21 protein-coding genes are annotated in these 23,675 nt (G+C 65.0%); 10 read left to right on the top strand and 11 right to left on the bottom strand.

What is annotated here, in order from left to right; all coding sequences use genetic code 11:
• Nucleotides 1–98: 98 nt before the first annotated feature.
• Together MO486_RS15185 and serA are read right to left on the bottom strand one after the other, a co-directional pair.
• Nucleotides 99–743 (bottom strand): histidine phosphatase family protein, encoded by a 645-nt coding sequence (locus MO486_RS15185; protein ID WP_242909701.1) that lies wholly within the window; start codon nt 741–743, stop codon nt 99–101.
• 2 nt (nt 744–745) lie between these two features.
• Nucleotides 746–2,308 carry a phosphoglycerate dehydrogenase gene (gene serA / locus MO486_RS15180; protein ID WP_242909699.1) on the bottom strand — a complete coding sequence of 521 codons (1,563 nt, stop codon included), beginning with the start codon at nt 2,306–2,308 and terminating at the stop codon, nt 746–748.
• Between the two features lie 235 nt (nt 2,309–2,543).
• Between serA and MO486_RS15175 the strand changes: the two genes are divergently transcribed.
• Entirely contained in the window at nt 2,544–2,948 is a 405-nt protein-coding gene (locus MO486_RS15175; protein ID WP_242909697.1) for a DUF3224 domain-containing protein, read from the top strand.
• Between the two features lie 57 nt (nt 2,949–3,005).
• On the opposite strand, the gene MO486_RS15170 is transcribed toward MO486_RS15175, so the two are convergent.
• Nucleotides 3,006–5,120: a S46 family peptidase gene (locus tag MO486_RS15170; RefSeq protein WP_242909695.1), complete on the bottom strand. Its 2,115-nt coding sequence runs from the start codon at nt 5,118–5,120 to the stop codon at nt 3,006–3,008.
• A 183-nt stretch (nt 5,121–5,303) separates the two neighbouring features.
• Here MO486_RS15170 and tdh point away from each other — a divergent pair, with 183 nt between their 5' ends.
• Both tdh and kbl read left to right on the top strand, forming a co-directional pair.
• Nucleotides 5,304–6,338: an L-threonine 3-dehydrogenase gene (gene tdh, locus MO486_RS15165; protein WP_242909693.1), complete on the top strand. Its 1,035-nt coding sequence runs from the start codon at nt 5,304–5,306 to the stop codon at nt 6,336–6,338.
• A gap of 119 nt (nt 6,339–6,457) precedes the next feature.
• Nucleotides 6,458–7,645 carry a glycine C-acetyltransferase gene (kbl, locus tag MO486_RS15160; RefSeq protein ID WP_242909691.1) on the top strand — a complete coding sequence of 396 codons (1,188 nt, stop codon included), beginning with the start codon at nt 6,458–6,460 and terminating at the stop codon, nt 7,643–7,645.
• 57 nt (nt 7,646–7,702) lie between these two features.
• Here kbl and MO486_RS15155 read toward each other — a convergent pair whose 3' ends face one another.
• The 4 genes from MO486_RS15155 to MO486_RS15140 all read right to left on the bottom strand — a co-directional run bounded on the left by MO486_RS15155 (nt 7,703) and on the right by MO486_RS15140 (nt 11,988).
• Nucleotides 7,703–8,437: a pseudouridine synthase gene (locus MO486_RS15155; RefSeq protein WP_242909689.1), complete on the bottom strand. Its 735-nt coding sequence runs from the start codon at nt 8,435–8,437 to the stop codon at nt 7,703–7,705.
• A gap of 53 nt (nt 8,438–8,490) precedes the next feature.
• Nucleotides 8,491–9,093 carry a hypothetical protein gene (locus tag MO486_RS15150; protein WP_242909687.1) on the bottom strand — a complete coding sequence of 201 codons (603 nt, stop codon included), beginning with the start codon at nt 9,091–9,093 and terminating at the stop codon, nt 8,491–8,493.
• A 145-nt stretch (nt 9,094–9,238) separates the two neighbouring features.
• Nucleotides 9,239–10,348, bottom strand: a complete 1,110-nt coding sequence (locus MO486_RS15145) for an OmpA family protein (RefSeq protein WP_242909685.1) — start codon at nt 10,346–10,348, stop codon at nt 9,239–9,241.
• A gap of 170 nt (nt 10,349–10,518) precedes the next feature.
• Nucleotides 10,519–11,988 (bottom strand): bifunctional 2-methylcitrate dehydratase/aconitate hydratase, encoded by a 1,470-nt coding sequence (locus MO486_RS15140; RefSeq protein WP_242909684.1) that lies wholly within the window; start codon nt 11,986–11,988, stop codon nt 10,519–10,521.
• Nucleotides 11,989–12,115: 127 nt separating this feature from the next.
• Here MO486_RS15140 and MO486_RS15135 point away from each other — a divergent pair, with 127 nt between their 5' ends.
• From MO486_RS15135 to MO486_RS15120, 4 genes are all read left to right on the top strand, one after another.
• Nucleotides 12,116–12,904 carry a class III extradiol ring-cleavage dioxygenase gene (locus MO486_RS15135; protein ID WP_242909682.1) on the top strand — a complete coding sequence of 263 codons (789 nt, stop codon included), beginning with the start codon at nt 12,116–12,118 and terminating at the stop codon, nt 12,902–12,904.
• 95 nt (nt 12,905–12,999) lie between these two features.
• Nucleotides 13,000–15,024, top strand: a complete 2,025-nt coding sequence (locus MO486_RS15130; protein WP_242909680.1) for an NADPH-dependent 2,4-dienoyl-CoA reductase — start codon at nt 13,000–13,002, stop codon at nt 15,022–15,024.
• Between the two features lie 284 nt (nt 15,025–15,308).
• A complete protein-coding gene (locus MO486_RS15125) occupies nt 15,309–15,767 on the top strand; it encodes a cell wall hydrolase (RefSeq protein ID WP_242909678.1) in 459 nt (152 codons plus the stop codon).
• Nucleotides 15,768–15,875: 108 nt separating this feature from the next.
• A complete protein-coding gene (locus MO486_RS15120) occupies nt 15,876–16,487 on the top strand; it encodes a glutathione S-transferase N-terminal domain-containing protein (protein ID WP_242909676.1) in 612 nt (203 codons plus the stop codon).
• A gap of 208 nt (nt 16,488–16,695) precedes the next feature.
• Here MO486_RS15120 and prpC read toward each other — a convergent pair whose 3' ends face one another.
• The 4 genes from prpC to MO486_RS15100 all read right to left on the bottom strand — a co-directional run bounded on the left by prpC (nt 16,696) and on the right by MO486_RS15100 (nt 21,099).
• A complete protein-coding gene (prpC, locus tag MO486_RS15115; RefSeq protein ID WP_242909674.1) occupies nt 16,696–17,847 on the bottom strand; it encodes a 2-methylcitrate synthase in 1,152 nt (383 codons plus the stop codon).
• 12 nt (nt 17,848–17,859) lie between these two features.
• A complete protein-coding gene (gene prpB / locus MO486_RS15110; protein WP_242909672.1) occupies nt 17,860–18,741 on the bottom strand; it encodes a methylisocitrate lyase in 882 nt (293 codons plus the stop codon).
• 107 nt (nt 18,742–18,848) lie between these two features.
• Nucleotides 18,849–19,832, bottom strand: a complete 984-nt coding sequence (locus tag MO486_RS15105) for a malate dehydrogenase (RefSeq protein WP_242909670.1) — start codon at nt 19,830–19,832, stop codon at nt 18,849–18,851.
• A gap of 61 nt (nt 19,833–19,893) precedes the next feature.
• The gene (locus MO486_RS15100; protein WP_242909667.1) at nt 19,894–21,099 is read right to left on the bottom strand and encodes an aminotransferase class I/II-fold pyridoxal phosphate-dependent enzyme; all 1,206 of its coding nucleotides are present in this window, start codon (nt 21,097–21,099) and stop codon (nt 19,894–19,896) included.
• Between the two features lie 101 nt (nt 21,100–21,200).
• Here MO486_RS15100 and MO486_RS15095 point away from each other — a divergent pair, with 101 nt between their 5' ends.
• Genes MO486_RS15095 through MO486_RS15085 form a run of 3 tightly spaced genes read left to right on the top strand, consistent with a single transcriptional unit; the run spans nt 21,201 to nt 23,634 of the window.
• The gene (locus MO486_RS15095; RefSeq protein WP_242909658.1) at nt 21,201–21,899 is read left to right on the top strand and encodes a hypothetical protein; all 699 of its coding nucleotides are present in this window, start codon (nt 21,201–21,203) and stop codon (nt 21,897–21,899) included.
• Nucleotides 21,896–23,059: a M48 family metallopeptidase gene (locus MO486_RS15090; protein ID WP_242909655.1), complete on the top strand. Its 1,164-nt coding sequence runs from the start codon at nt 21,896–21,898 to the stop codon at nt 23,057–23,059. Before MO486_RS15095 ends, MO486_RS15090 begins: the two co-directional genes overlap by 4 nt.
• Entirely contained in the window at nt 23,056–23,634 is a 579-nt protein-coding gene (locus tag MO486_RS15085) for a hypothetical protein (RefSeq protein WP_242909653.1), read from the top strand. Before MO486_RS15090 ends, MO486_RS15085 begins: the two co-directional genes overlap by 4 nt.
• Nucleotides 23,635–23,675: the final 41 nt, after the last annotated feature.

The raw sequence follows: 23,675 nt of genomic DNA, 5'->3' as shown, positions 1-23,675 counted from the left end.
GATTCGCCATTATCCGCGGTAGGCACTGTGGGAGCGACGGGCAAGCATCGCGACTTACGTCGCTCCCACAACAACAACGACAACACCAACAACACGCATTACAGCGCGCGGTGGACGGCTTCTCCGAACAATGCCGTATGGTGCGTGCAATCGTTGAGCCGCACCACTTCCAGGGTCTCGACGTCCGGGCCTTCGAGCAGGTTCAACGTCGTCGGCGCTTGGCGGAAGCTCCACAGCCGCGCGAGCGGGATGCCGAGGATGCGGCAGAGCAGGACGCGATTGACGGCGTCATGAGCGACGACCAGCAGCGTGTCGTCGGCACCTAGGCCCGTACACGCGCGCGCAAGCGCGGGCCAGGCGCGCGCGAACACGTGCTCCAGCGATTCGCCTTCGGGCATGAGCACTTCGTGCGGGGTATGGCGCCACGCGTGCAGACGGTCGGGGTCGCGTTCGCGGATTTCGCTGGCGAGCAGGCCTTCCCAGGTGCCGTGGGCGATTTCCATCAGCCCATCGTCGGCACTGAGCATGCCCTCGCGCTCCGCACCGAGCGCGAGCTGGGCCGTGCGGAAGGACCGCACCAGCGGCGAGGCGACGGCGCGGTCGATGCGTACGTCGCGCAGGCGTTCGCCGAGGGCGCGCGCCTGCGCTTCGCCGACCGGCGACAGCGCGATGTCTTCCTGGCCTTGGTAGCGGCCCTCGGCGTTCCATGGGGTTTCGCCGTGGCGAGCGAGCAGGATGCGCATGGTCAGACCTGCTGCAGCGAGAGCACGCCGGGCGTGGCGCGCAGGATGTCGAGTTGCGCTTCGCTCAGCGGTTGATCGACCGTGATCGCCGCACGCGCCTGGCCATCGCCCGCCGCGCCGAGGGCGAAGTTGACGATGTTGATGCCGGCCGCACCCAGTTGCGAACCGACGGTGCCGATCATGCCGGGGCGGTCCTCGTTGCGCAGCAGCAGCACGTTGGCCTGCGGATCGAATTCGATTTCGACGCCGTCCAGTCGCACCACGCGCGGGCCGCGGTGCAAGGTGGCTTCGATTTCGCGCGTGCGGTCCTCGCCTTCGACACGGATCCGCAGCAGGCGATCGAAGCCGTCGCCATCGCCGCCAACGGTTTCGGCCACCGTGAGGCCGCGCGCGGCGGCTTCCTGCAGGGCATTCACCGGCGTGACACGGCCCGAATGCGCGCCCAACAACGCTGCGACCAGCAATCGAGTCAGCGGCCGCGTATCCAACGCTTCGGTGCGGCCCGCATAGGTGATGGTCAGGCGCGTCGGAGCCGGCACCAGGCGCGCGGCGAGGCGGCCGAGCGACGACATCAGCGGCATCCATGGCCCGACTTCGCGCGCAGCTTCGGCCGTGAGCGGCGGCAGGTTGACGCAGCCGGCAACCGCACCGGTGGCGACGAAATCGATGATCTGTCGCGCCAGGATGGTGCTGACCGCCTGCTGCGCTTCGCTGGTGGATGCGCCCAGATGCGGCGTGAGGATCAATTTCGGATGTGCGCGCAGCGGCGAGTCGGCTTGCAGCGGTTCGGTGACGAACGTGTCGAGCGCGCCGCCGGCGAGGTGGCCTTCGTCGAGCAGGCGAATCAACGCGGCTTCATCGACCAGGCCACCGCGCGCGGCGTTGATCAGGTACGCGCCCGGCTTCATCGCACGCATGCGTTCTTCCGACAGCAGGTTCGTCGTTTCCTTGGTGCGCGGGATGTGCAAGGTGACGATGTCGGCCCACGCCAGCAATTCGTCGAGCGTTTTCAGCGGCACGCTGCCCTTGCCAGCTGCAGCGGCGGGCAGGAACGGATCGTAGGCGGCGACTTCCATGCCGATGCCCTGCGCCTTGCGGGCGACGGTGCCACCGATGCGGCCAAGTCCGATCACGCCGAGCTTCTTGCCCTCGAGTTCGAAGCCGGTGAGGCCCGCTTTCGGCCACTCGCCTTTCTTCATGCCGGCATCGGCGCGTGGGATATGGCGCGCGAGGGCGAACAGCAGCGAAATCGCGTGTTCGGCCGCGGCCAGCGTGTTGCCGTCGGGTGCGTTCATCACCGCGATGCCGCGTTCGGTGGCGGCTTCTACATTGATCGTATCGACGCCGGCGCCCGCCCGACCGATCACGCGCAAGTGCTTGGCTTTGGCCAGCGCCTCGGCCGGCACCTGGGTCGCCGAGCGCACCAGGATGGCATCGACATCGCCCAACGCATCGGCGAGCGTGGCGGGGTCTTTGATCGGGTCGGATACGGTGACGTCCCAGCCCGCAGCGCGGAACAGGGCCAAACCGTCTTCATGGATGCCATCGCAGGCCAGTACTTTCATCGCAAGCTCCAGGGGTGGTGGGAGCGCGGAAAGCCTGCAAGCCGGCACTACGGGTACGTCCGCTTAAAGCGGGGCCGCACGGGGCGGCGCTAACTAACTCGGGTCGGGAGACGGGGCCGGCTGGCATGGGAATCCGCGACGGGTGAAGCGTAGCAGACCTCGCCGGGCGTGCAACGGTTGCATTGGCAACCAGCATCGCCTGCGCCACCATGGCGCACCTTCCGAGGAGTGCGACATGGAACAGCAGGTCAAGGGCGAATTCGACGTAACACGCAGCCCGGAAGCGCCCTGCGACATGGGCGATGGCGCGGTTGCCGGGCATTTCCGCTTCGACAAACGCTTCCACGGCGATTTCGACGCCACCAGCGTGGTGCACATGCTCGCCGTCGGCACGGACGTGCCGGGTTCGGCCGGTTACGTCGCTGTAGAACGGCTTTCCGGCGCATTGCGAGGCCGTGCGGGCACGTTCTTCATGCAGCACAACGGCATCATGGATCGCGGAACGCCTTCGCTGGCGCTTACGGTGGTGCCGGACTCCGGCACCGGGGAGCTGAAGGGGCTGAGTGGCTCGATGAAGATCGACATCACCGAAGGCAAGCATTACTACACCTTCGATTACGCGCTCGATGACGCCGGATAACACAAAGCAAAACGCCGATCGATAATCCGATTGGCGTTTTTGCTCGTACTCGCCGGATCACTCAGCCGGCAGGTTCAGTTCCTTGAGCAGGTGCGGGGCCGGATAAACCTTGGCCAGCAACCAGCGCAGGTAACGCATGTCGACATGGATCGCGCGCTTGTAGCGCGGGTCGAACATCCAGCTGGCGCTCACCGCTTCCCAGTTGCTGTCGAAGTTCAACCCGATCAGCTTGCCGCGTGCATCCAGTACCGGTGAGCCGGAATTGCCGCCGGTGGTATCGAGGTTGGTCATGAGATCGACGGTTTGCGTCTTCAACTGTGGATCGGCGGTACTGCCGAAATCGCCTTTCGCAATCGCGTCGCGCAACGGCTTGGGTGCGTCGAACGGCGCCCGCCCGGTGTGTTTCTCGAGAATCCCCTGAACCGTCGTCAGTGGCCGGTAGTCGATGCCGTCGCGCGGCGTCATCGCACTGACCTTGCCGTAGCTCACCCGCAAGGTGGAATTGGCATCGGGATACACGGCGCGTCCTTGCGACTTGCGGTAGGCAATCAATGCGCGCATGTAGGCCGGACGCAGGCGCAGCAATTCGCCGTCGCGCGCCTTGCTCTCTTCTTCGATGCGCAGGATCGCCGGCATCAGCGTGGCGGCGGCTTGCAGCAGCGTATCGCTCGATTTGCCGAGTTCGTCCGCACTGGCTTGCATCACGCGCAGGCGCTCGGCCTCGTCGCCGAGCTTGGTGCCCGCGTACAGGGCATCGAGCTTGTTCTTCAGTTGTTCGGGGGTGGTTCCGAACACCGCATCGAATTCCGCAACGTGTTGCGCCGCTGGCAGTGCCTGGTATTGGCGCAGCAGGTCGCGCAGCAATGCTGTTTCGATCGCTGCTGCGTAACGGCGCTGCACCTGTTTGAGCTGCCCGGTGATCAGCGTCTCGTCGCGCTGCTGGTAGCCGGACTCGCGCTGCGCGTCGGGTTTGCCGCGCTCCAGGGCGAGTCGTTGCAAGGTCAGTGCAGCGCGCAGCAATTGCGACTGCGATCGGATATTGGCCAGCAACTGATCGCGTTCGCGCATCGCCTTCGCCGCGTCGAGTTGCACCTGCGTGGCCTTGATGTCTGCCTGGATCGCGCCGGCACCGGGTTGCTTCGCCAGCCACGCCATCATCGCCGTCTCGTCTTCGCCACGCACGCGCACAGCATCGCTGCGGCGCAGGCCATCGAGTTCGCCCTGAGCGCGCTTGAGGCCGTTCTTGAGGCTCTGTACCTGCGAGGCGTAGAGCACCTTCGCGGCTGCATCGTTGGCCGTTGCGCTTTCGATGGTCTTGATGATGCCGTCGAACAGGGCCACGCGCGACGGCAGCTGCCAATCGATCTGGTTGGCGAACTCCGCGGCCATGCGATGACGGAATGTCACGCCCGGGTAACCGGCCAGCATTGCGAAATCGCCCGCCTTGACGTGCTCGGTCGCGATCTGCAAATGGGCCGGTGGCGCGTACGGCACGTTGTCGACGGCGTAGTCCGCAGGCTTGCCGTCTTTGCCGACATAGGCACGCAACAGGGTGAAGTCGCCGCTGTGGCGTGGCCACATGAAATTGTCAATCTCGTCGCCGTAGTTTCCGATCGCATCCGGCGGTGCATAGACGAGACGGATGTCGCGCAGTTCCAGCTGCTTGATCAGGTAGAAATCGGTGCCGTAATACATGTTGGCAACGCTGCAGCGGTAGCCCGCTTCTTTTTCGCACTCGGCGACGACGGCCTTGGTCGCGGCGTCGACGGCGTCGTAGTACGCGCGTCCCTGCTTGCCGCGTGCGTCGGCGAGGACGCGGTCGGTGACCTTGTCGAATGCCGTGGTCACCAGCACACGATAGTCGGGATTGGCCGGCAGTTCGGTCGCGCGATCGGCGGCGATGTAACCGTTCGCGATCAGGTCATGCTCAGGCTTGCTGTTGTACTGGATCACGCCGAACGCGACGTGGTGGTTGGTCAGCACCAGGCCATCTTTCGACACGAACGCACCACTAGCGCCGCCGACTTTCACCACCGCGTTCATCGGCGGCTTGGCGAGTTCGGCCAGGCCCGCGGGATCCGCCTGGAATCCGGCTGCGCGCAGCTGCGTCGCAATATCGGGCAATTGCGACGGCATCCACATGCCTTCGTCGGCATGGGCGGTGGCGGCCATGAACAGACATGGACACAAGGTCAGGGACAGGGCAAGCAAACGCTGGCGCATGGTGGTTACCGAACGATGGGAGCGGCGACGATAGGCGATGCCGGACGGGCCGGCAAACGCCATAAGTCAGAGGAGGCCGCGCGTATAATTGCGCCCCTCTCCCGCAGCTGCGCCGGCTTCAAAGGCACTCCCATGACGCAAACAATGAAAGCGCTGGTCAAGCGCGAAGCCGGCAAGGGCATCTGGATGGAACAGGTGCCGGTGCCGACGCCCGGCGCCAACGAAGTTCTGATCAAGCTGGAGAAAACCGCGATCTGCGGTACCGACCTGCACATCTACCTGTGGGACGAGTGGAGCCAGCGCACGATCAAGCCCGGGCTCGTGATCGGCCACGAATTCGTCGGCCGCGTGGTCGAACTCGGACCAGGCGTATCCGGCTACAAGGTCGGCCAGCGCGTGTCGGCCGAAGGCCACATCGTCTGCGGCCATTGCCGCAACTGCCGCGCCGGTCGCCAGCACCTGTGTCCGAACACCGTCGGTATCGGCGTCAATCGCCATGGCGCCTTCGCCGAATACATCGTGATGCCGGCCAGCAACCTGTGGCCGATTCCCGACCAGATCCCGTCCGAATTGGCTGCGTTCTTCGATCCTTATGGCAACGCCGCACACTGCGCGCTGGAATTCGACGTCGTCGGCGAGGACGTGCTGATCACCGGCGCCGGCCCGATCGGCATCATCGCCGCCGGCATCTGCAAGCACATCGGCGCACGCAACGTCGTCGTCACCGACGTCAACGACTACCGCCTGAAGCTTGCCGCCGACATGGGCGCCACCCGCGTGGTCAACGTCGCGAACACGTCGCTGAAGGACGTGATGAACGACCTGCACATGGAAGGCTTCGACGTGGGCCTGGAGATGAGCGGCAACCCGCGCGCGTTCAACGACATGCTCGACTGCATGTATCACGGTGGCAAGATCGCGATGCTCGGCATCATGCCCAAGGGTGCCGGCGCCGACTGGGACAAGATCATTTTCAAGGGCCTGACCGTGCAAGGCATCTACGGCCGGCGGATGTACGAGACCTGGTACAAGATGACGCAGTTGGTGCTGTCCGGTTTCCCGCTCGGCAAGGTGCTGACGCACCAGCTGCCGATTGACGACTTCCAGAAGGGTTTCGAGCTGATGGAATCGGGGAAGGCAGGCAAGGTCGTGCTGAGCTGGAACTGAGCCGCCACCCTTGTAGGAGCGGCTTACAGCCGCGAGCTCTTCCCCTAGCAAGCGGCTGAAGCAGAAAAGCTCGCGGCTGTAAGCCGCTCCTACGGAATCAAAATCACAATGGGTACGCCATGTCGCTGACGCAACGTTACGCCGAAGAGCTCGAATCGATTCGCACGCAAGGCCTGTTCAAGTCCGAGCGCATCATCACCTCGCCGCAGTCGGCCGAGATCACCCTCGCCGATGGCCGCACGGTGCTGAATTTCTGCGCTAACAACTACCTCGGGCTCGCCGACCATCCGGATGTGATCGCCGCGGCGAAGGATGCGCTCGACACGCATGGTTTCGGCATGGCTTCGGTGCGTTTCATCTGCGGCACGCAGGACCTGCACAAGCAACTCGAGAAGACGATCGCCGACTTCTTCGGCACCGAGGACACGATCCTCTACGCCGCCTGTTTCGACGCCAACGGCGGCTTGTTCGAGCCGCTGCTGAGCGAGGATGACGCGATCATCTCCGACGCGCTCAACCACGCATCCATCATCGATGGCGTGCGCCTGTGCAAAGCTAAGCGCTTCCGCTACGCCAACTGCGACATGGCCGATCTGGAAAAGCAGTTGCAGGCCGCCGATGCAGCCGGTTGCAAGACCAAGCTGATCACGTCCGATGGGGTGTTCTCGATGGACGGGTTCATCGCACCGCTCGACGAAATCACGCGATTGGCCAAGCAGTACAACGCCCTCGTCCATATCGACGAATGCCACGCCACCGGCTTCCTCGGCGCCACCGGTCGTGGCTCGGCCGAAGTGAAAGGCGTGATGGACAGGATCGACATCTTCACCGGCACGCTCGGCAAAGCGATGGGCGGAGCGCTCGGCGGCTTCACCACGGCGAAGAAGGAAGTGATCGAACTGCTGCGCCAGCGTTCGCGTCCGTATCTGTTCTCCAACTCGTTGCCGCCACACGTGGTCGCCGCGGGCATCAAGGCCTTCGAGATGCTGTCCAGCGCAGGCGAGTTGCGCGAGCGCCTCGCCGCCAACACCGTCTACTTCCGCGAGCAGATGACCAAGGCCGGTTTCGACATCAAACCAGGCGTGCATCCGATCAGCCCGGTGATGCTGTACGACGCACCGCTGGCGCAAAAGTTCGCCACGCGCCTGCTTGAAGAGGGCATCTACGCGATCGGCTTCTTTTTCCCGGTAGTCCCGCAGGGCCAGGCGCGCATACGCACGCAGCTGAGTGCCGCGCATACGCGCGAACATCTGGATCGCGCGATCGCAGCGTTCACGAAGATCGGGCGTGAGTTGGGTGTTGTGTAGGGTGGGCCTTGGCCCACCATCGCGATACCAGGTGGTTGCGGTGGGCTGAAGCCCACCCTACGAAAGGCTTGCCATCTCTTCGTCGGTCAGCACGCGCCACTCCCCTTTCGCCAAATCGCCGAGTGCGAGGTCGCCAATCGCGACACGCACCAATCGCAAGACCCTGATATCGAATGCCTCAAGCAGGCGTCGGATTTGTCGGTTGCGGCCTTCGTCGAGCACGATCTCCAGCCATGCGTTCTTTTCGCCGACGCGCAACAACCGCGCCGACTTGGCGCGCAGGTGCTCGCCGCTCGCGTCCGCTCCATCCATTAACGCAGCGAGCAACGCGACGTCTGGAATCGCGTCGACCTGCACGTGGTATGTCTTGTCGGGGCCATGCTCGGGGTCTGTGATGCGCGCGGCCCATTCGGGATCGTTGCAGAACAGCAGCAGGCCTTCGCTGGCCTTGTCGAGCCGGCCGACCGGCGCGAGCCAAGGCAGGCTTGTTCCTTCAAGCCGGGCGCCATCGAGGCAGCGATACACAGTGTCACGGCCGCGTTCATCGCTGGCACTCGTGACCAGGCCCCGCGGTTTGTTGAGCATCAGGTACAGGCGCGGCGTGACGTCGAGATCGCGGCCGTCCACTGCTATGCGATGACGATCGCGCACGGTTGGAAATTCAGGATCGCGGATGATGCGACCATCAACGCTCACGCGGCCGTCGACGATCCATCTGGTCGCTTCGGTGCGCGAACACACGCCCCGCTTCGACAAGACGCGCGCGAGACCATGGCGGGGCGCTGGTGCCATCGCTTACCGCTATCCCCCAGGTTCGCTGGCGCCTGCCGCCAGCACGGGTTTGCTCACGGCTTCGACGGTTGCTGCGGGTCCGGCGGCGGGTCCGGCAGCAGGTCGGCAGGCGGCACGGCAGGTGGCGTGGTCGGAATCGCAGGTGGAACCACTGGCTGCGTCAGCGGATCGCCCGGAACGGCCGGGGCCGCGGCTGGGGCAGTCGCCGGGGTCGCGCCCTTTGCCACACGCACGCCGCGTGCCTGCATCCACGCGCTGAACTCGTCGGCAGTCATGCGCTTGCCGTTCTGGTTCATGTCGAACCGCCACGGCGTGTTGTCGAACTCTGTCAGTGGCTTGTACGTGGCCGGATCGATGATGCCGCCGGCCGGCGATGTCGCCGGCAATGCGTTGGCGACGCTCTGGCAACCTTCGATGCGCAAACGCAGCAGTACGTTGTCGACTGATTGCGCTTCATCGAATGCCTGCGCCAGCACACCCGTCGGCGCGCCAAGCTGATGGCTGAGCGCGGTCAGTTCCGACGCGATCGGAGCGAGCATGGTCGGCTGGATCGGCAACGCCTTCGGTGCCATTACTGCCGCGCAGTTGGCAGCGCTTTGGGCCTGCGCGATACCCGCGGCGAACAACAGCGTCAAACCCACGATCGCACGATGCATGACCACTCTCCTCCGATACGCGGGCAGTGTAGGTGTGACCATCGGATCGAACAACTGCAGCGCATCACATCTCGCGTGATCCTTGCGCAAAAAACGAAGCCCGGCGCGAGGCCGGGCTTCGTGAACAACGGTGTTGCCGACGAACTTAGTTCTGGACGTTCAGCTCGGTGCGGCGGTTGCGCGCACGGCCTTCCGGATTGTCCGAACCATCTTCGTTGGTGTTCGGCGCGATCGGACGGCTCTCGCCGTAACCGTTCGGGCCCACCAGGCGAGCAGCGTCGATGCCGTTGCTGGTCAGGTAGTCGTACACGGCGCGGGCGCGACGCTCGGACAGGCCCTGGTTGTAGGCATCGGTACCGATCGCGTCGGTGTGACCGGCGACTTCAACCTTCAGGTCGGGATAGCGCTTCAGGATCTCGATGGCCTCGTTCAGGATCGCCACGGCGTCCGGACGCAGGTTCGACTTGTCGAAGTCGAAGTTCACGCCCTTGAGGTCGATCGACACCGGCACCGGGCAGCCGTCCGGACCGATGGTCTGGCCAGCCTGCGAACCCGGGCACTTGTCGTCGCAATCATTGACGCCGTCGCCATCGCTGTCGCTGTCCGCGCAGTTCGGGGCAACCGGGGCCGGAGCGACCGGTGTAGCAGCCTCCGGTCCAAGCGCCACGGTCAGGCCGACCGAAGCGAGCAGATCGGTGAAGTAGTCTTCCTGCTGCTGGGCCGGACGAGCCTGCACTTCGTCGAAATCGACGCGGGTGCCGACTTCCGTACGCAGATCAACGCGGCCGAAGTCGAACTGCAAGCCGGCGCCGAGGTTCAGCGCGACGTTGTTGTCTTCGTGCTGGGCCGGCCAACCGTCATCCGGCGTACCGAAGGCGGGATCGCGCACGAACTCTTCTTCGTGGCGCTGGAAGCCGATGCCACCACGCACATAGGGCCACCAGTTACGGTCGGCATTACGGAAGTGATAGCGCGCATCGGCGGAGACGCCGTACTGGCTCCACCAGAGGTTCGGGTCGGAGCTCTTGTCGGGATTCTGGTAGTTCAACTCGAAGTCGACCGACCAGTTCGGGTTCAGGAACTTGCCGAAGCCGAGGGTGCCGAAGATCGAGTCTTCCGTGCCGCGATCGTTGTCCTGGAAATTGACACCGGTCGAACCGGCGACATACCAGCGATCATCGAAGTCCTGCGCGGACACGGCCTGCGCAACGCTCAGGCCGCCCAACAGCGCAGCACAGAGGAGTTTCTTGTTCATGTTCAGCTCCTTGATCAGGGTAAAGAAACCGGTAAAGCCTTGAAGCGTGTTCGATTCAGACGGCCGTTGTCCGCACGCCATCTCGTTCAGAGTATGACGGGCCGCGTGAAGGCCTTGTTAACGCTACCATAACAGTTCAAATACTCCAACCCCACGATGGGTGCTCCGCATCACACCCGGTATAGGTTGATGAAGTCGGTGATCGACATGGCTTCCAGCTCCGCTGGAGCACCGGCCAGCGCCATCAATCGATCGGCTTGGGCTGCAGGCAGGTGCCCGCGAATCGCCGCCTCGAACTTGGACATTAACACCGGGATGCCCTCGCCACGACGCTTGCGGTGGCCGATCGGGAAGTCGATCGACACTTTCTCGGTGGAACTGCCGTCCTTGAAGAACACCTGCACCGAGTTGCCGATGTAGCGCTTGTCCGCATCGAAGTAGTCCTTGGTGAACTGCGGGTTCTCCTTGACCTTCATCTTCTCGCGCAAGGCGTCGATGCGCGGATCAGCGGCGATGCTGTCGTTGTAGTCATCGGCGGTCAGGCGCCCGAAGATCAGCGGCACGGCGACCATGTACTGGATGCAGTGGTCGCGATCGGCGTAGTTGGACAGCGGGCCGGTCTTGTCGATGATGCGGACGCCGGCTTCCTGGGTTTCGATCTCGATGCGCTCGATCTGGTCGATCCCACCCTTTTCAAGCGCGGCCTTCACCTGCGGGTGAAGCTGCATCGCGCACTCGACCGCGGTCTGCGCATGGAATTCGGCCGGGAAGCTGATCTTGAACAGCACGTTCTCCATCACGTAGCTGCCGAACGGGCGCTCGAACTGGAATTCCTTGCCCTTGAAGGCAATGTCGTAAAAGCCCCAGGTCTTGGCGCTGAGTGCACTCGGGTAGCCGACGACTTTCTTGTGCGCCGCATTCAGCGCGTGGGTGACGGCGCGGCGGCAGGCATCGCCCGCGGCCCAGCTCTTGCGCGGGCCGGTGTTCGGCGCGTGGCGGTAGGTGCGCAGCACGCCGTTGTCGATCCAGGAATGCGACACGGCGGTGACGACTTCGTCCTTGCCCCCCCCAAGCATCGCGGTCGCGACTGCTGTCGAGGCCAGGCGCACCAGGATCACGTGGTCGAGGCCGACGCGGTTGAACGAGTTCTGCAGCGCGTACACGCCCTGGATCTCGTGCGCCTTGATCGCCCAGGTCAGTACATCACGCACGGTCAGCGGTTTCTGGTCGCCATCGCGCAGTGCCTTGCGGCTGAGGTAGTCGGCGACTGCGAGGATCGCGCCGAGGTTGTCGGACGGATGACCCCATTCGGCGGCGAGCCAGGTGTCGTTGAAGTCTAGCCAGCGCACCAGCGTGCCGATGTTGAACGCAGCCTGGACCGGATCGAGTTCGAAATTGGTGCCCGGCACGAGCGAGCCACCCGGGAGTTCGCCACCCGGCACCAGCGGGCCGAGGTGCTTGACGCAGTCCGGGAACTTCATTGCCAGCATTGCGCAGGCCAGCGAATCCAGCAGCATGTAGCGCGCGGTGTCGTACGCCTCCTTCGAGTCGATCCTGTAATCGATCACATAGTCGGCGATGTCGACCATCGGTGCGTCAGGTTGCGGGCGGACGGCGGAACGGGCGTCGTAGTGGCTCATGCGGGCATGGTCGGCGAAGGGGAAGTCGACCATTTTGCCAGACACGGGCGACGGCGTTGCCAGGCTGCAACGCAGCGGACCGACCAACGGCCTTGGCATTGCGGCAACGCAAGGCCATCGTCATGGCATGAACGCCCATCGCCTCCCCACTCTGTTCCTGTCCCATGGCTCGCCCATGCTGGCTGTGCAGGACTCCCCCGCCGGTCGCTTCCTCGACGGCCTGGGCGCGGAGCTGCCGCGCCCGCAGGCAATCGTCGTGGCTTCGGCCCACTTCATGGCCGGACATCCCAGTGTCGGCAGCGCAAGCCAGCCAGCGACCGTGCATGACTTCGGCGGCTTCCCCGCGCCGCTGTACCAGATCCAGTATCCGGCGCCGGGGTCGCCCGAACTTGCGGCCACCCTCGCCGCACGCCTGGCCGCCGTCGGCCTTGAACCGCATGAGCGACCTCATCACGGCCTCGATCATGGCGTCTGGGTACCTCTGCGCCGGATGTACCCGGAGGCCGGGATTCCAGTCGTGCCACTCTCGGTCAACCCGCACCTCGATGCGGCCTATCACTACAGGGTCGGTCGCGCGCTGGCGTCACTACGCGACGAGGGCGTACTCGTGATCGGGTCGGGCGGCTTCGTGCACAACCTGGGTGACCTCGACTGGGGCCATCCGGATGCGTCGATGCCGGACTGGGCCGCCACCTTCGCTGAGTGGATGCGGGCCCGCCTCCACGCCAGCGACATCCCGGCCCTGCTCGACTGGGAGCGACTGGCCCCCAACCCGCGCCGCAGCCATCCCACGATCGAACACCTGATGCCGCTGTTCGTCGCCCTCGGCGCGGCCGGAGAAGGCTTCGACGTGCGCCCCCTTCACCGCTCGCACGAATTCGGTTCGCTGGCGCTGGATGCCTTCGCCTTCGACTGACGAGACCGCTTGACGCCCTTGTCATCAGGCACCGGCTTGTTATCAGTCACGGTTCCGGGCATGGTGCGCGATCCCGTACGCATCCGTATGCACGCATGACGCCAGCTCCCGCGTTCCCGCATCTTTTCAGTCCACTCGACCTGGGCTTCACCACGTTGCGCAATCGGGTGCTGATGGGCTCGATGCATACCGGGCTGGAGGACCGCGCGCGCGACTTCCCGCAGCTGGCGGCTTACTTCGCCGAGCGTGCGGCGGGTGGTGTCGGTCTGATCGTCACCGGCGGCTTCTCGCCGAACATCGTCGGGTGGCTCAAGCCTTTCGCCAGCAAGCTGTCATGGCCGTGGGAAGTCCGCCCGCATCGCCAGATCACTCAGGCGGTGCACGCATATGGCGCGAAGATCTGCCTGCAGCTGCTGCACGCGGGCCGCTATGCCTACCACCCGCTCCAGGTCGCCCCTTCGAAGCTGAAGGCGCCGATCAATCCGTTCACGCCGCGCGGTCTGTCGGCGCGCGGCGTGGAGCGCCAGATCGCGGCCTATGCGAATGCAGCGAAGCTCGCACGCGACGCCGGTTACGACGGCGTCGAACTGATGGGTTCGGAAGGCTATCTGATCAACCAGTTCACGGTTGCGCGAACGAACAAGCGCAACGACCGCTGGGGCGGCGATGCCACACAGCGCATGCGCTTCGCCGTGGAAATCGTGCGCCGCGTGCGCGAAGCCTGCGGCCCCGACTTCATCATCATCTATCGACTGTCCCTGCTCGACCTGGTCGACGGCGGCTCGGACTGGAACGAGATCGTGATGCAGGCGCAGGCGATCGAAGCCGCCGGCGCCACCATCCTCAACACCGGCATCGGCTGGCACGAGGCGCGCGTGCCGACCATCGCCACGTCGGTGCCGCGCGCGGCGTTCGCCGGCGTCACCGCGAAGCTGCGCCCGCACGTCGCGCTGCCGCTGGTCGCCACCAACCGCATCAACATGCCCGATGTTGCCGAGCGTGTGCTCGCAAGCGGCGGCGCCGATCTCGTCTCGATGGCGCGGCCGCTGCTGGCTGATCCGGAATGGGTGAACAAGGCGCGCACCGGCAAGGTGCACGCGATCAACACCTGCATCGCCTGCAACCAGGCCTGCCTCGACCATGTCTTCGTCGCCAAGAAAGCGAGTTGCCTGGTCAATCCACGCGCCTGCGCCGAAACCGAACTGAATTACACGAAGACGACTGCGCCCAGGCGCGTCGCCGTGGTCGGCGCCGGTCCCGCTGGCCTGGCTTGCGCAACGGTTGCGGCCGAGCGCGGGCATCGCGTGACCCTGTTCGACGCCGCGCCCGAGATCGGTGGCCAGTTCAACCTCGCCAAGCGGATCCCCGGCAAGGAGGAATTCCACGAGACCTTGCGCTACTTCCGCCATCGTCTCGAGGAAACCGGGGTGGCGATGCAACTGTCGACCCTCGCCACGTCGGAAGCCCTGGCCGGGTTCGATGACGTCGTGCTCGCCACCGGCGTCACGCCGCGCCAGGTCGACTTCCCCGGCGCGGACCACGCCAAGGTCGTCAGCTACTACGACGTGATCACCGGGCGCGTGGTGTGTGGTCCACGCGTGGCGCTGGTCGGCGCCGGTGGCATCGGGTTCGATGTCGCCGAATACCTGGTCCATGAAGGTCCATCCCCGACGCTCGATCCGGCCCGCTGGATGGCGGAATGGGGTGTCGATCCGGCCTTCGGTACCCGCGGCGGCCTGGCCAAGGCCGAACCCGAGCCGCCAGCCCGGCAGGTCTGGCTGCTGCAGCGCAGTCCCGGCAAGCCAGGCGCCAAGCTGGGCAAGACCACCGGCTGGATCCACCGGGCGACGCTCAAGGCCAAGGGCGTGAAGATGTTGGGCGGGGTCGAATACCTCGGCGTCGACGATGCCGGCCTGCACATCCGGGTCGATGGCATTGAACAGCAGCTGGCAGTGGACCACGTGGTGATCTGCGCCGGCCAGGAACCGCGCCGGGACCTGCTCGGCCCCTTGCAAGCCGCGATGCGCAGCGTGCATTTAATAGGTGGTGCGGACGTCGCCGCCGAGCTCGACGCCAAGCGCGCGATCGCGCAGGGCAGCCGCCTCGCGGCTGCTCTCTGATCAAAGCGCTAAAGCAAAAACTCCAATCGAATCAGTCATTTCCTATTTTGGCGTTCAGCCGACGTTAGGTTTCAAATCGTTACCGTGCGCGCACTTTTCCCGCCGCAGGCTTGGCGGGAGCCCCACCGGTCGCGTCGCTGACGCGATTTCGGTGACTGGGCCAAGCGCGCCATAGAGTGCGCCGCCCTCCCCAGTACGCCATGCCAGTTCGCACCCCAGGCTCCCGTCCTCACAGAAGGATGGGCGCCAGAGTGCGGGCTGGCGCAACGGAGCAAGGAGTTGCCATGAAGTTGGCTTGGATTCTCTGGCTGTCGCAGGTTCTGCCGCAGCCGGCCGCCGATTCGCTGTGCCTGAGCACCACCGTCTACCTGGAAGCGCGCGATCAATCCGTCCGCGGCCAGCAGGCCGTGGCCGAAGTCGCCCTACGCCGCCGCGACAGCGGCCTGTGGGGTGACAACCTGTGCTCGGTGGTCACCGCGCGCAAGCAGTTCGCCCCGTCCCTGGTGTCATCGCAGACCCAGCTCAGCAACAGCGAGGCCTGGGCCGCGGCGGTCACCATCGCGCTCGAGGCCGAACGCAACTGGGCCCTACCCGCCGGCCAGCGCAAGGAAGTCGTGCCGGGCGCCAGCCATTTCGCCGCGCTCAGCATCGCCAGCCCGAGCTGGCGCACCGCCTACCAGGTGGCGACGATCGGCGATCACACCTTCTATAAGGTGCAGTCGTTGAAGCCGCGCAAGGTCTGACGTCGCCGAGCCCGCTGTCCATCGGGTATGACACAACGTTGCAGGCGCGGTGATTGAGGCTCGACACCGCGCCACCCATAGTGGCGACTTCATCTGTCGGAGTCGCCCATGAAGCTCTACACCACCCCCGGCGCCTGTTCGCTGGCCGACCATATCGCCCTGGAGTGGATCGGAGAACCTTACGAGGCGGTCATCGTCTCGAAGGAAGAGCGCAAGCTCCCGGCCTATCTGGCCATCAATCCGAACGGCGCCGTTCCCGCACTGGACGATGGGGGCTGGATCCTCACCCAGAACGCCGCGATCCTGAACTACCTCGCCGACCTGTACCCCGCCTCGAAGCTCGGCGGCGACGGTTCGCCGCGCAGCCGCGCCGAGATCAACAAATGGCTGGCCTTCGTCAATTCCGACGTCCATCCGGCGTTCAAGCCGCTGTTCGGTTCGACGTCCTATCTCGACGACGCGGCGGCCATCGAAAAGAGCCGGGACGACGCCCGCAACAAACTACGCGATCTGTTCGCGAAGATCGACGCACAACTCGCGGGCAAGGACTGGCTCACCGGCGCACGCTCGATCGCCGATCCGTACCTGTATGTCGTGCTGCGTTGGGCGCGGGCCAGCGAAGTGGACCTGTCGGGATTCGACAACCTGGATCGCTTCATGCGCGCCATGCGCGCCGATGCCGGCGTGAAAAAGGCGACGAAGGCGGAAGGCTTGGCGTGACCGCTGCGTCGCATGCAACGAAAAGGCCGCGCAATGCGCGGCCTTTCATTTTGCCTCCCGCCGGGAGAGGGCTGGGGTGAGGGTACGACGAAGGGAAAGAGTTCATCCATCGCAATAACGTCGGACGTTTACGCGATCTTCTACAACACCGCTCCGCCGAACCCTCATCCGCCCTCCGGGCACCTTCTCCTAGAGGGAGAAGGAAACGTTAACGCTTTTCGATCGGCACGTACTCGCGATCCTCCGGTCCGATGTAGTTCGCGCTCGGACGGATGATCTTGCCATCCTCGCGCTGTTCGATCACGTGCGCGCTCCAGCCGGTGGTGCGCGCGATCACGAACAGCGGCGTAAACATCGGAGTCGGGATACCCATCATGTGGTAGGCCGACGCGCTGTACCAATCCAGGTTCGGGAACATCTTCTTGAGATCCATCATCAGCGTCTCGATGCGCTCGCTGACGTCGAACAGCGTCTGGTTGCCGCCGTCCTTGCACAGCTTGCGTGAGAGTTCCTTGATGATCGGGTTGCGCGGGTCACCGATGGTGTACACCGGATGGCCGAAGCCGATCACGATCTCCTTGCGCTCCACGCGCGCGCGGATATCGGCTTCGGCTTCATCGGCGGTGTTGTAGCGCGAGATGATCTCCATCGCGACTTCGTTGGCACCACCGTGCTTTGGACCGCGCAGCGCGCCGATGGCGCCGGTGATGCAGGAATGCAGGTCCGAGCCGGTGCCGGCGATCACGCGCGCCGCGAACGTCGAGGCGTTGAACTCGTGTTCGGCGTACAGGATCAGCGACTTGTCCAGCGAGTCGGCGTGCAGCTTGCTCGGCGCTTCGCCGTGCAGCAGGTGCAGGAAGTGCGCGGCGACCGAATCGTCGTCGGTCTCGCAATCGATGCGGCGGCCATTGCGGGTGAAGTGCCACCAGTACAGCAGCATCGAACCGAAGCTGGCGATCAGCTTGTCGGCGATGTCGCGCGCCTCTGTGGCGGAATGTCCTTCGCGCTCCGGCAACACGGTGCCGAGCACCGAGCAGCCGGTGCGTAGCACGTCCATCGGATGGGCATTGGCCGGCACCAGTTCGAGCGCGTCGGTAACGATGGCGGGCAGGCCGCGCAGGCGCTTGAGCTTGATCTTGTAGGCGTTGAGCTGCGCCTGGGTCGGCAACACGCCGTGCACCAGCAGGTGCGCGACTTCCTCGAACGTCGACTTCGTCGCCAGGTCGTGGATGTCGTAACCGCGGTAGTGCAGGTCGTTGCCGCTGCGCCCGACCGTGCACAGCGCGGTGTTGCCGGCGGCGGTGCCGCTCAAGGCGACGGATTTCTTGGCTTTCGGCAGGACCTGGGCGTTGTCGGTCATCGTCAATTCCTCTTATTTCTTTTGCGTAAACAATGCGTCGAGCTTGTCTTCATACGCGTGGTAGCCAAGGTAGTCGTACAGCTCAGTCCGCGTCTGCAGCGTGTCGATGATGTTCTTCTGCGTGCCTTCGCGGCGCACGGTTTCGTAGAAATGCAGCGCCGCCTTGTTCATGGCGCGATAGGCGCCGCAGCAATAGAGCGCGATGTCGACATTCGCATCGCGCAGTTCGTCGGTAGTGAAGAACGGCGTCGAACCGAACTCGGTGAGGTTCGCCAGGATCGGCACCTTCACCGCCTGCTTGAAGCGGCGGTAGTCGTCGAGCGTCTTCATCGCTTCGGGGAAGATCATGTCGGCGCCGGCATCCACGTAGGCCACAGCGCGCTCGATTGCCGCATCGATACCTTCCACGGCGGCCGCGTCGGTGCGCGCCATGATCACGAACCCGGCGTCTGTGCGCGCATCGACCGCGGCCTTGACCCGATCGACCATTTCGTCCAACGGCACGACTTCCTTGCCCGGACGATGTCCGCAACGCTTCTGGCCGACCTGGTCTTCCATGTGGACCGCGGCGACGCCGACGTTGATGAAGGATTTGATCGTGCGACCGATGTTGAACGCACCGCCCCAGCCGGTATCGATATCCACGAGCAGCGGCATCTGCGTGGCATCGACGATACGGCGTGCATCGGTGAGCACGTCTTCCATCGTGCTGATGCCGAGATCGGGCACGCCGAGCGAGTTCGCCGCGACACCGCCGCCCGACAGATACAGCGCCTTGTAGCCCACGCGTTTCGCCATCAGTCCGGCATAGGCAGTGATGGCACCCATCACCTGCAGCGGATGTTCTTCGGCGACGGCGGCGCGAAAACGAGCGCCTGCGGAGAATTGCGACATTGGGTACCTCGTAGGGCGGGTCTTGACCCGCCATCACGATCTTCCAAGCGGCGGGTCAAGACCCGCCCTACAAAGGACGAAGGCGACCGAAGCCGCCTGCGTGTTCGTTACAGCAGATGCGCGACGCCGGCGCGCTCTTCCTCAAGCTCAGCTAGGGTCTTGTCCATCGCCGCGCGGCTGAAGTCGTCGATCGGCAGGTCGGTGACGCGGGTGTATTCGCCGTTGGCGGTGGTCACCGGCACGCCGTAGATGATGCCTTCCGGAATGCCGTAGCTGCCGTCTGACGGCACGCCCATCGTCACCCACTTGGTCCCGCCGCCGAGCACCCAGTCGCGGATGTGGTCGATGGCGGCGTTCGCGGCTGAAGCTGCCGACGACAGGCCGCGCGCTTCGATGATCGCCGCGCCACGCTTGCCGACCTGCGGGATGAAGGTATTCGCATTCCACTCGGCGTCGTTGATCTTGTCCTTCAGCGACTTGCCGCCGGCGATGGCGAAGCGGTAGTCCGGATACATCGTCGGCGAATGGTTGCCCCACACCACCAGGCGATCGATGTCGGCGACGGCAACGCCGGCCTTGGCGGCGAGCTGCGACAACGCGCGGTTGTGGTCGAGGCGCAGCATCGCGGTGAAGTTCTTCGCCGGCAGGTCCGGTGCAGATTTCATCGCAATGTACGCGTTGGTGTTGGCCGGGTTACCGACGACGAGCACCTTGACGTTGCGCGAAGCGACGGCGTTCAACGCCTTGCCCTGCTCGGTGAAGATCTTGGCGTTCTCGAGCAGCAGGTCCTTGCGCTCCATGCCCGGGCCGCGCGGACGCGCGCCGACCAGCATGGCGATGTCGGCGTCCTTGAACGCGACGTTCGGATCGTCGGTGCCGACCATGCCGGCGAGCAGCGGGAACGCGCAGTCCTCGAGCTCCATCATCACGCCCTTGAGCGCGGCCTGCGCCTTCTCCAGCGGCAGTTCGAGCATCTGCAGGATGACGGGCTGGTCCTTGCCCAGCATTTCGCCGGAGGCGATGCGGAACAGCAGGGCGTAACCGATCTGGCCGGCGGCGCCGGTGACGGCAACACGGACGGGTTGTTTCATGGCGCGACTCCTGAAAAGACGATGCGGCGCCACGCGGCGCCGCAAAGGTTGGACAAAACCGTTACGCGAGTTCCGCGAAGAATTCCTTGACGCGCTGCATGCCCGGTGCGAGCTGCGGCGTCGGGCAGGTGTAGCTGATGCGCAGCGCGCGCGGCTCGCCAAAGGCCGAACCCGGCACGCAGGCCACGCCCTTGGCTTCCAGCAGCGCGTTGCATAAATCGACGTCGTTGTCGATCTTCAGGCCGGTCGGACCGTGGGTCTTGCCGAACGCGACGCTGATGTCCGGGAACACGTAGAACGCGCCCTGCGGTTTCGGACAGACCACGCCCGGGATCTGCGCGAGCACGGCCATCACCTGGTCGCGCTTGGCCTGGAACTCGGCGTTCTTCGCGGTCGGTACATCCTGCGGACCGGACAGCGCGGCGACGGCAGCGGCGGTGACGACCTCGGGAATGTTGGTGATGTGATTCGAATTCATCGTCACCAACGCCTGCGCGATGGCTTCCGGTCCGGCCACGAAACCGACACGCCAACCCGGCATGCCGTAGGTCTTCGACAACGAATCGATGAAGATCACGCGATCGCGCAAATCGGGACGCGCATGCACGAAGTTGTGGTAGCCGACGCCGTCGAACACCATGCGGTTGTAGATGTCGTCGGTGATGATCCAGGTGTCCGGATACTTGGCGATGACATCGGCCAGCGCGCTGATCTCGTCCTTGCCGTAGACCATGCCGGTCGGGTTGGACGGGTTGTTGAACAGGAATACCTTCGGCTTCTTCGCCAGCGCTGCGTCGAGTTGCGCGGGCGTGAGCTTGTAGTTCTGCTCGGCCGGGCACGGCAGCAGGTCGATCTCGGCGCCGACGATGTCGGCGATGTCGAGATAGCTGGTCCAGTATGGGGTCGGGAACGCGATCGCGTCGCCTTCGTCGAGCAGCGCTTCGGCGAGGTTGTAGATCACGTGCTTGGCGCCGATGCCGGTGGCACAGTTGGCGCGCGTGTAGCCGGTCAGGCCGATCTGTTCGATGTGCTTGAGGAAGGCATCCAACAGCGCGTCGCTGCCGCGGTTGCTGCCGTACTGGCCGGAATCTTTCGCCAACGCTTCACGCGCCGCGGCATAAACATGCTCGCCTGGCAGGAAATTCGGTACGCCTATCGAAAAACTGATGATGTCGCGGCCTTCGGCCTTGAGGCGCTTGGCTTTTTCGGCGACAAGCATGATCGCGCTAGGCTTGGCGCGACCGATGCGCCGGGCGAGTTGGGGCATCGCAGAAACCTCGTCGGGGACGGCCGCGAAACGGCCGGGAGGGAACGAAAATGTTAACACAGCGATGTGTCCGGACTGGCTCCAACGCTCGCGCAGGGCGCTTGTACGCAGTGCTGGCGCTACTGGTGCTGGGCCTGCTCTCCGGTTGTGTATCGACCCAGGTCCGGACCGCCGAAGACCCCGCCGGCAAGCCGTTGCGGATCGACGGCAGCGTGGTCCTGGTCGAGCCGGACATCGAACTGTACGAACTCAGCGCCGGCGGTCTGACCGAGCCGCGCAAGGCCTGGACCGAAACCGCCCGCCGCCTCTATCCGCAGGCCGCCCGGGACCTGCTCCAGGCACAGGGCATCGCGTTGCGCCCGGACTTCATCCTGCCGGCCGACGCGGGCCCCGAAAATCGCCTGCGGCAGCTGCAACTGCTGAACCAGGCGGTGTCCATCAGCATCCTGCAGTACGCCCGACCGTCGAGCCCGCTGCGCAACAAGCACGGCAAGTTCGACTGGACCCTCGGTCCCGGCGTGGCCGAACTGCGCCAGGCCACCGGCGCCGATTACGCCTTGTTCACCTACGTCCGCGACAGCTACACCAGCGGCGGGCGGGCGGCGATGCGGGTCATCGGCTTCCTGCTGCTCGGCGGCGACATCGGCGGCGGCATGCAGGTCGGGTTGGCCTCGCTGGTCGACCTGCGCACGGGCCAGGTGGTCTGGCACAACCTGTTGCTCGACCAGACCGGCGACATGCGCGATCCCGGCGGCGCACGCGAGACCGCTGGCGACTTGCTGAAGGGCATCCGCCGATGAAGCGCTTGTTGATCTTCGCAATCGTCGCCGTGCTCGCCGGTTGCGCCTCACAAGCGCCGTTACGCGAGCACAGGCCCGGTACTACACCGGTCGCCGGCAGCGACGAGGACGAACTCTGGTACGCGATGGAACGCGCCGAGCGCGAACTGCAACGCTCGCCGTTGCGGGTCCGCGACCAGGCGCTGACCGATTACGTGCGCAAGGTCGCGTGCACGGCGGGCGGCGACTACTGCAAGGACCTGCGCGTTTACGTGATGGACGTGCCGCAGTTCAACGCCAGCATGGCGCCGAACGGCATGATGCTGGTGTGGACCGGCGCACTGCTGCGGATGCGCGATGAAGCCGAACTCGCGTTCGTGCTCGGCCACGAGGCCGGCCACTTCCGCGCCCAGCACTCGCTGCGGCAATGGCGGCGGATGAAGGACACCAGCGCACTGCTCAGCGCATTCCAGGTCCTCGCTTACGGCTACGGTGCGCCGAACACGGCCATGCTCGGCACGCTCGCCGGTTACGCGACGATCTTCAAGTTCACCCGCGACATGGAGCGCGAGGCTGATCGCCTCGGCTTCGCTTCAGTCGTCGCACAGGGCTACGACCCGCAAGCCGGCGTCGCCTTGTGGGCGCGCATGCTGCGCGAAGAGGAAACGCGTCGCTACGAGCGCCGCGGCGTGGTGTTCGCCACGCATCCGGCGACACAGGAACGCCTCAACGACATCCGTGCGGCCGCCGCAGCCGCGCCGAATGCACGGCGCGAACGCCACGCCGATGCATACCGCGCCGCGACGCGACCCTACCTCGAGCATTGGCTCGCGTCGGAACTGGCGCAACGCCGCTACGCCGGTTCGCTGCTGATCATCAACGAACTGCTCGCCGAAGCGCCGAGCGAAGATCGCGGCGTGCTGACCTTCTACCTTGGCGAAGCGCACCGTCGCCGCAACGCCGCCGGCGATCGCGCCAAAGCCGCGGAGCTGTATGCGCGCGCGGTGGCCATGCCCGGTGTGCCGGCGCAGGCGTGGCGCGAACATGGCTTCGCCCTGCGCGATGCCAATCGCAACGCTGACGCACGCGCGGCGCTGCAACGCTATCTGACCGACGCACCGCAGGCCGAAGACCGTGCCTTCGTGCAGCGCGAACTGGGCAAGCTGGGAGCCACGCGATGAAGCAGCGTCTGATCTGGATGTGCGTCCTGCTGTTGCTGCTGGCCGGTTGCGCGAGCAGCGGCGGACGACTGGTGCAACCCGGCGCGAATCCTGCCGGTAGTCGCCTGACGATCGACAGCGAAATGGAATGGACGCGAATGTCGACCATGCGCTACCAGCTGTGGACGATCGACGGCGAATTGCTCAACCGCCTGTACCTGGTCCCTGCGGTGCGCGAAGGCGAATACATCTTCCTCGGCCATCGCCAGACCACGCGCCGCCCGGACGGGCCGTTCTACAAGCGCGGTATGCGTGCCGACGAATTGCGCGACCTTGTCGCCGACGGCCTGCGCATGTCGGGTGCGGTCAATGTCGTCTCGACCAACCTGCGTCCCATCGATTTCGGCGGTCGCGAAGGCCTGCGTTTCGATTTTTCGTTGTCGAATGAAGAAGGTCTCGCCTACCAGGGCATGGCCGCCGCGTTCGAACACGAGAAAGGCCTGGCGCTGGCGATCTTCCTGGCACCGCGCGAGTACTACTACCCGCGTGATGCGGAGAAGGTGTCGAAGATGCTCGATACCCTCCGGTGGAAATGACACCGACTGCAGGCCGGCAATGAAAATATCCGCGCACGTCC

The organism is Lysobacter sp. CFH 32150 (genome assembly GCF_022758295.1).
Classification (GTDB): domain Bacteria; phylum Pseudomonadota; class Gammaproteobacteria; order Xanthomonadales; family Xanthomonadaceae; genus CFH-32150.
The sequence above is the reverse complement of the archived record's forward strand: the minus strand, read 5'-3'. Positions and strand labels throughout refer to the sequence as shown.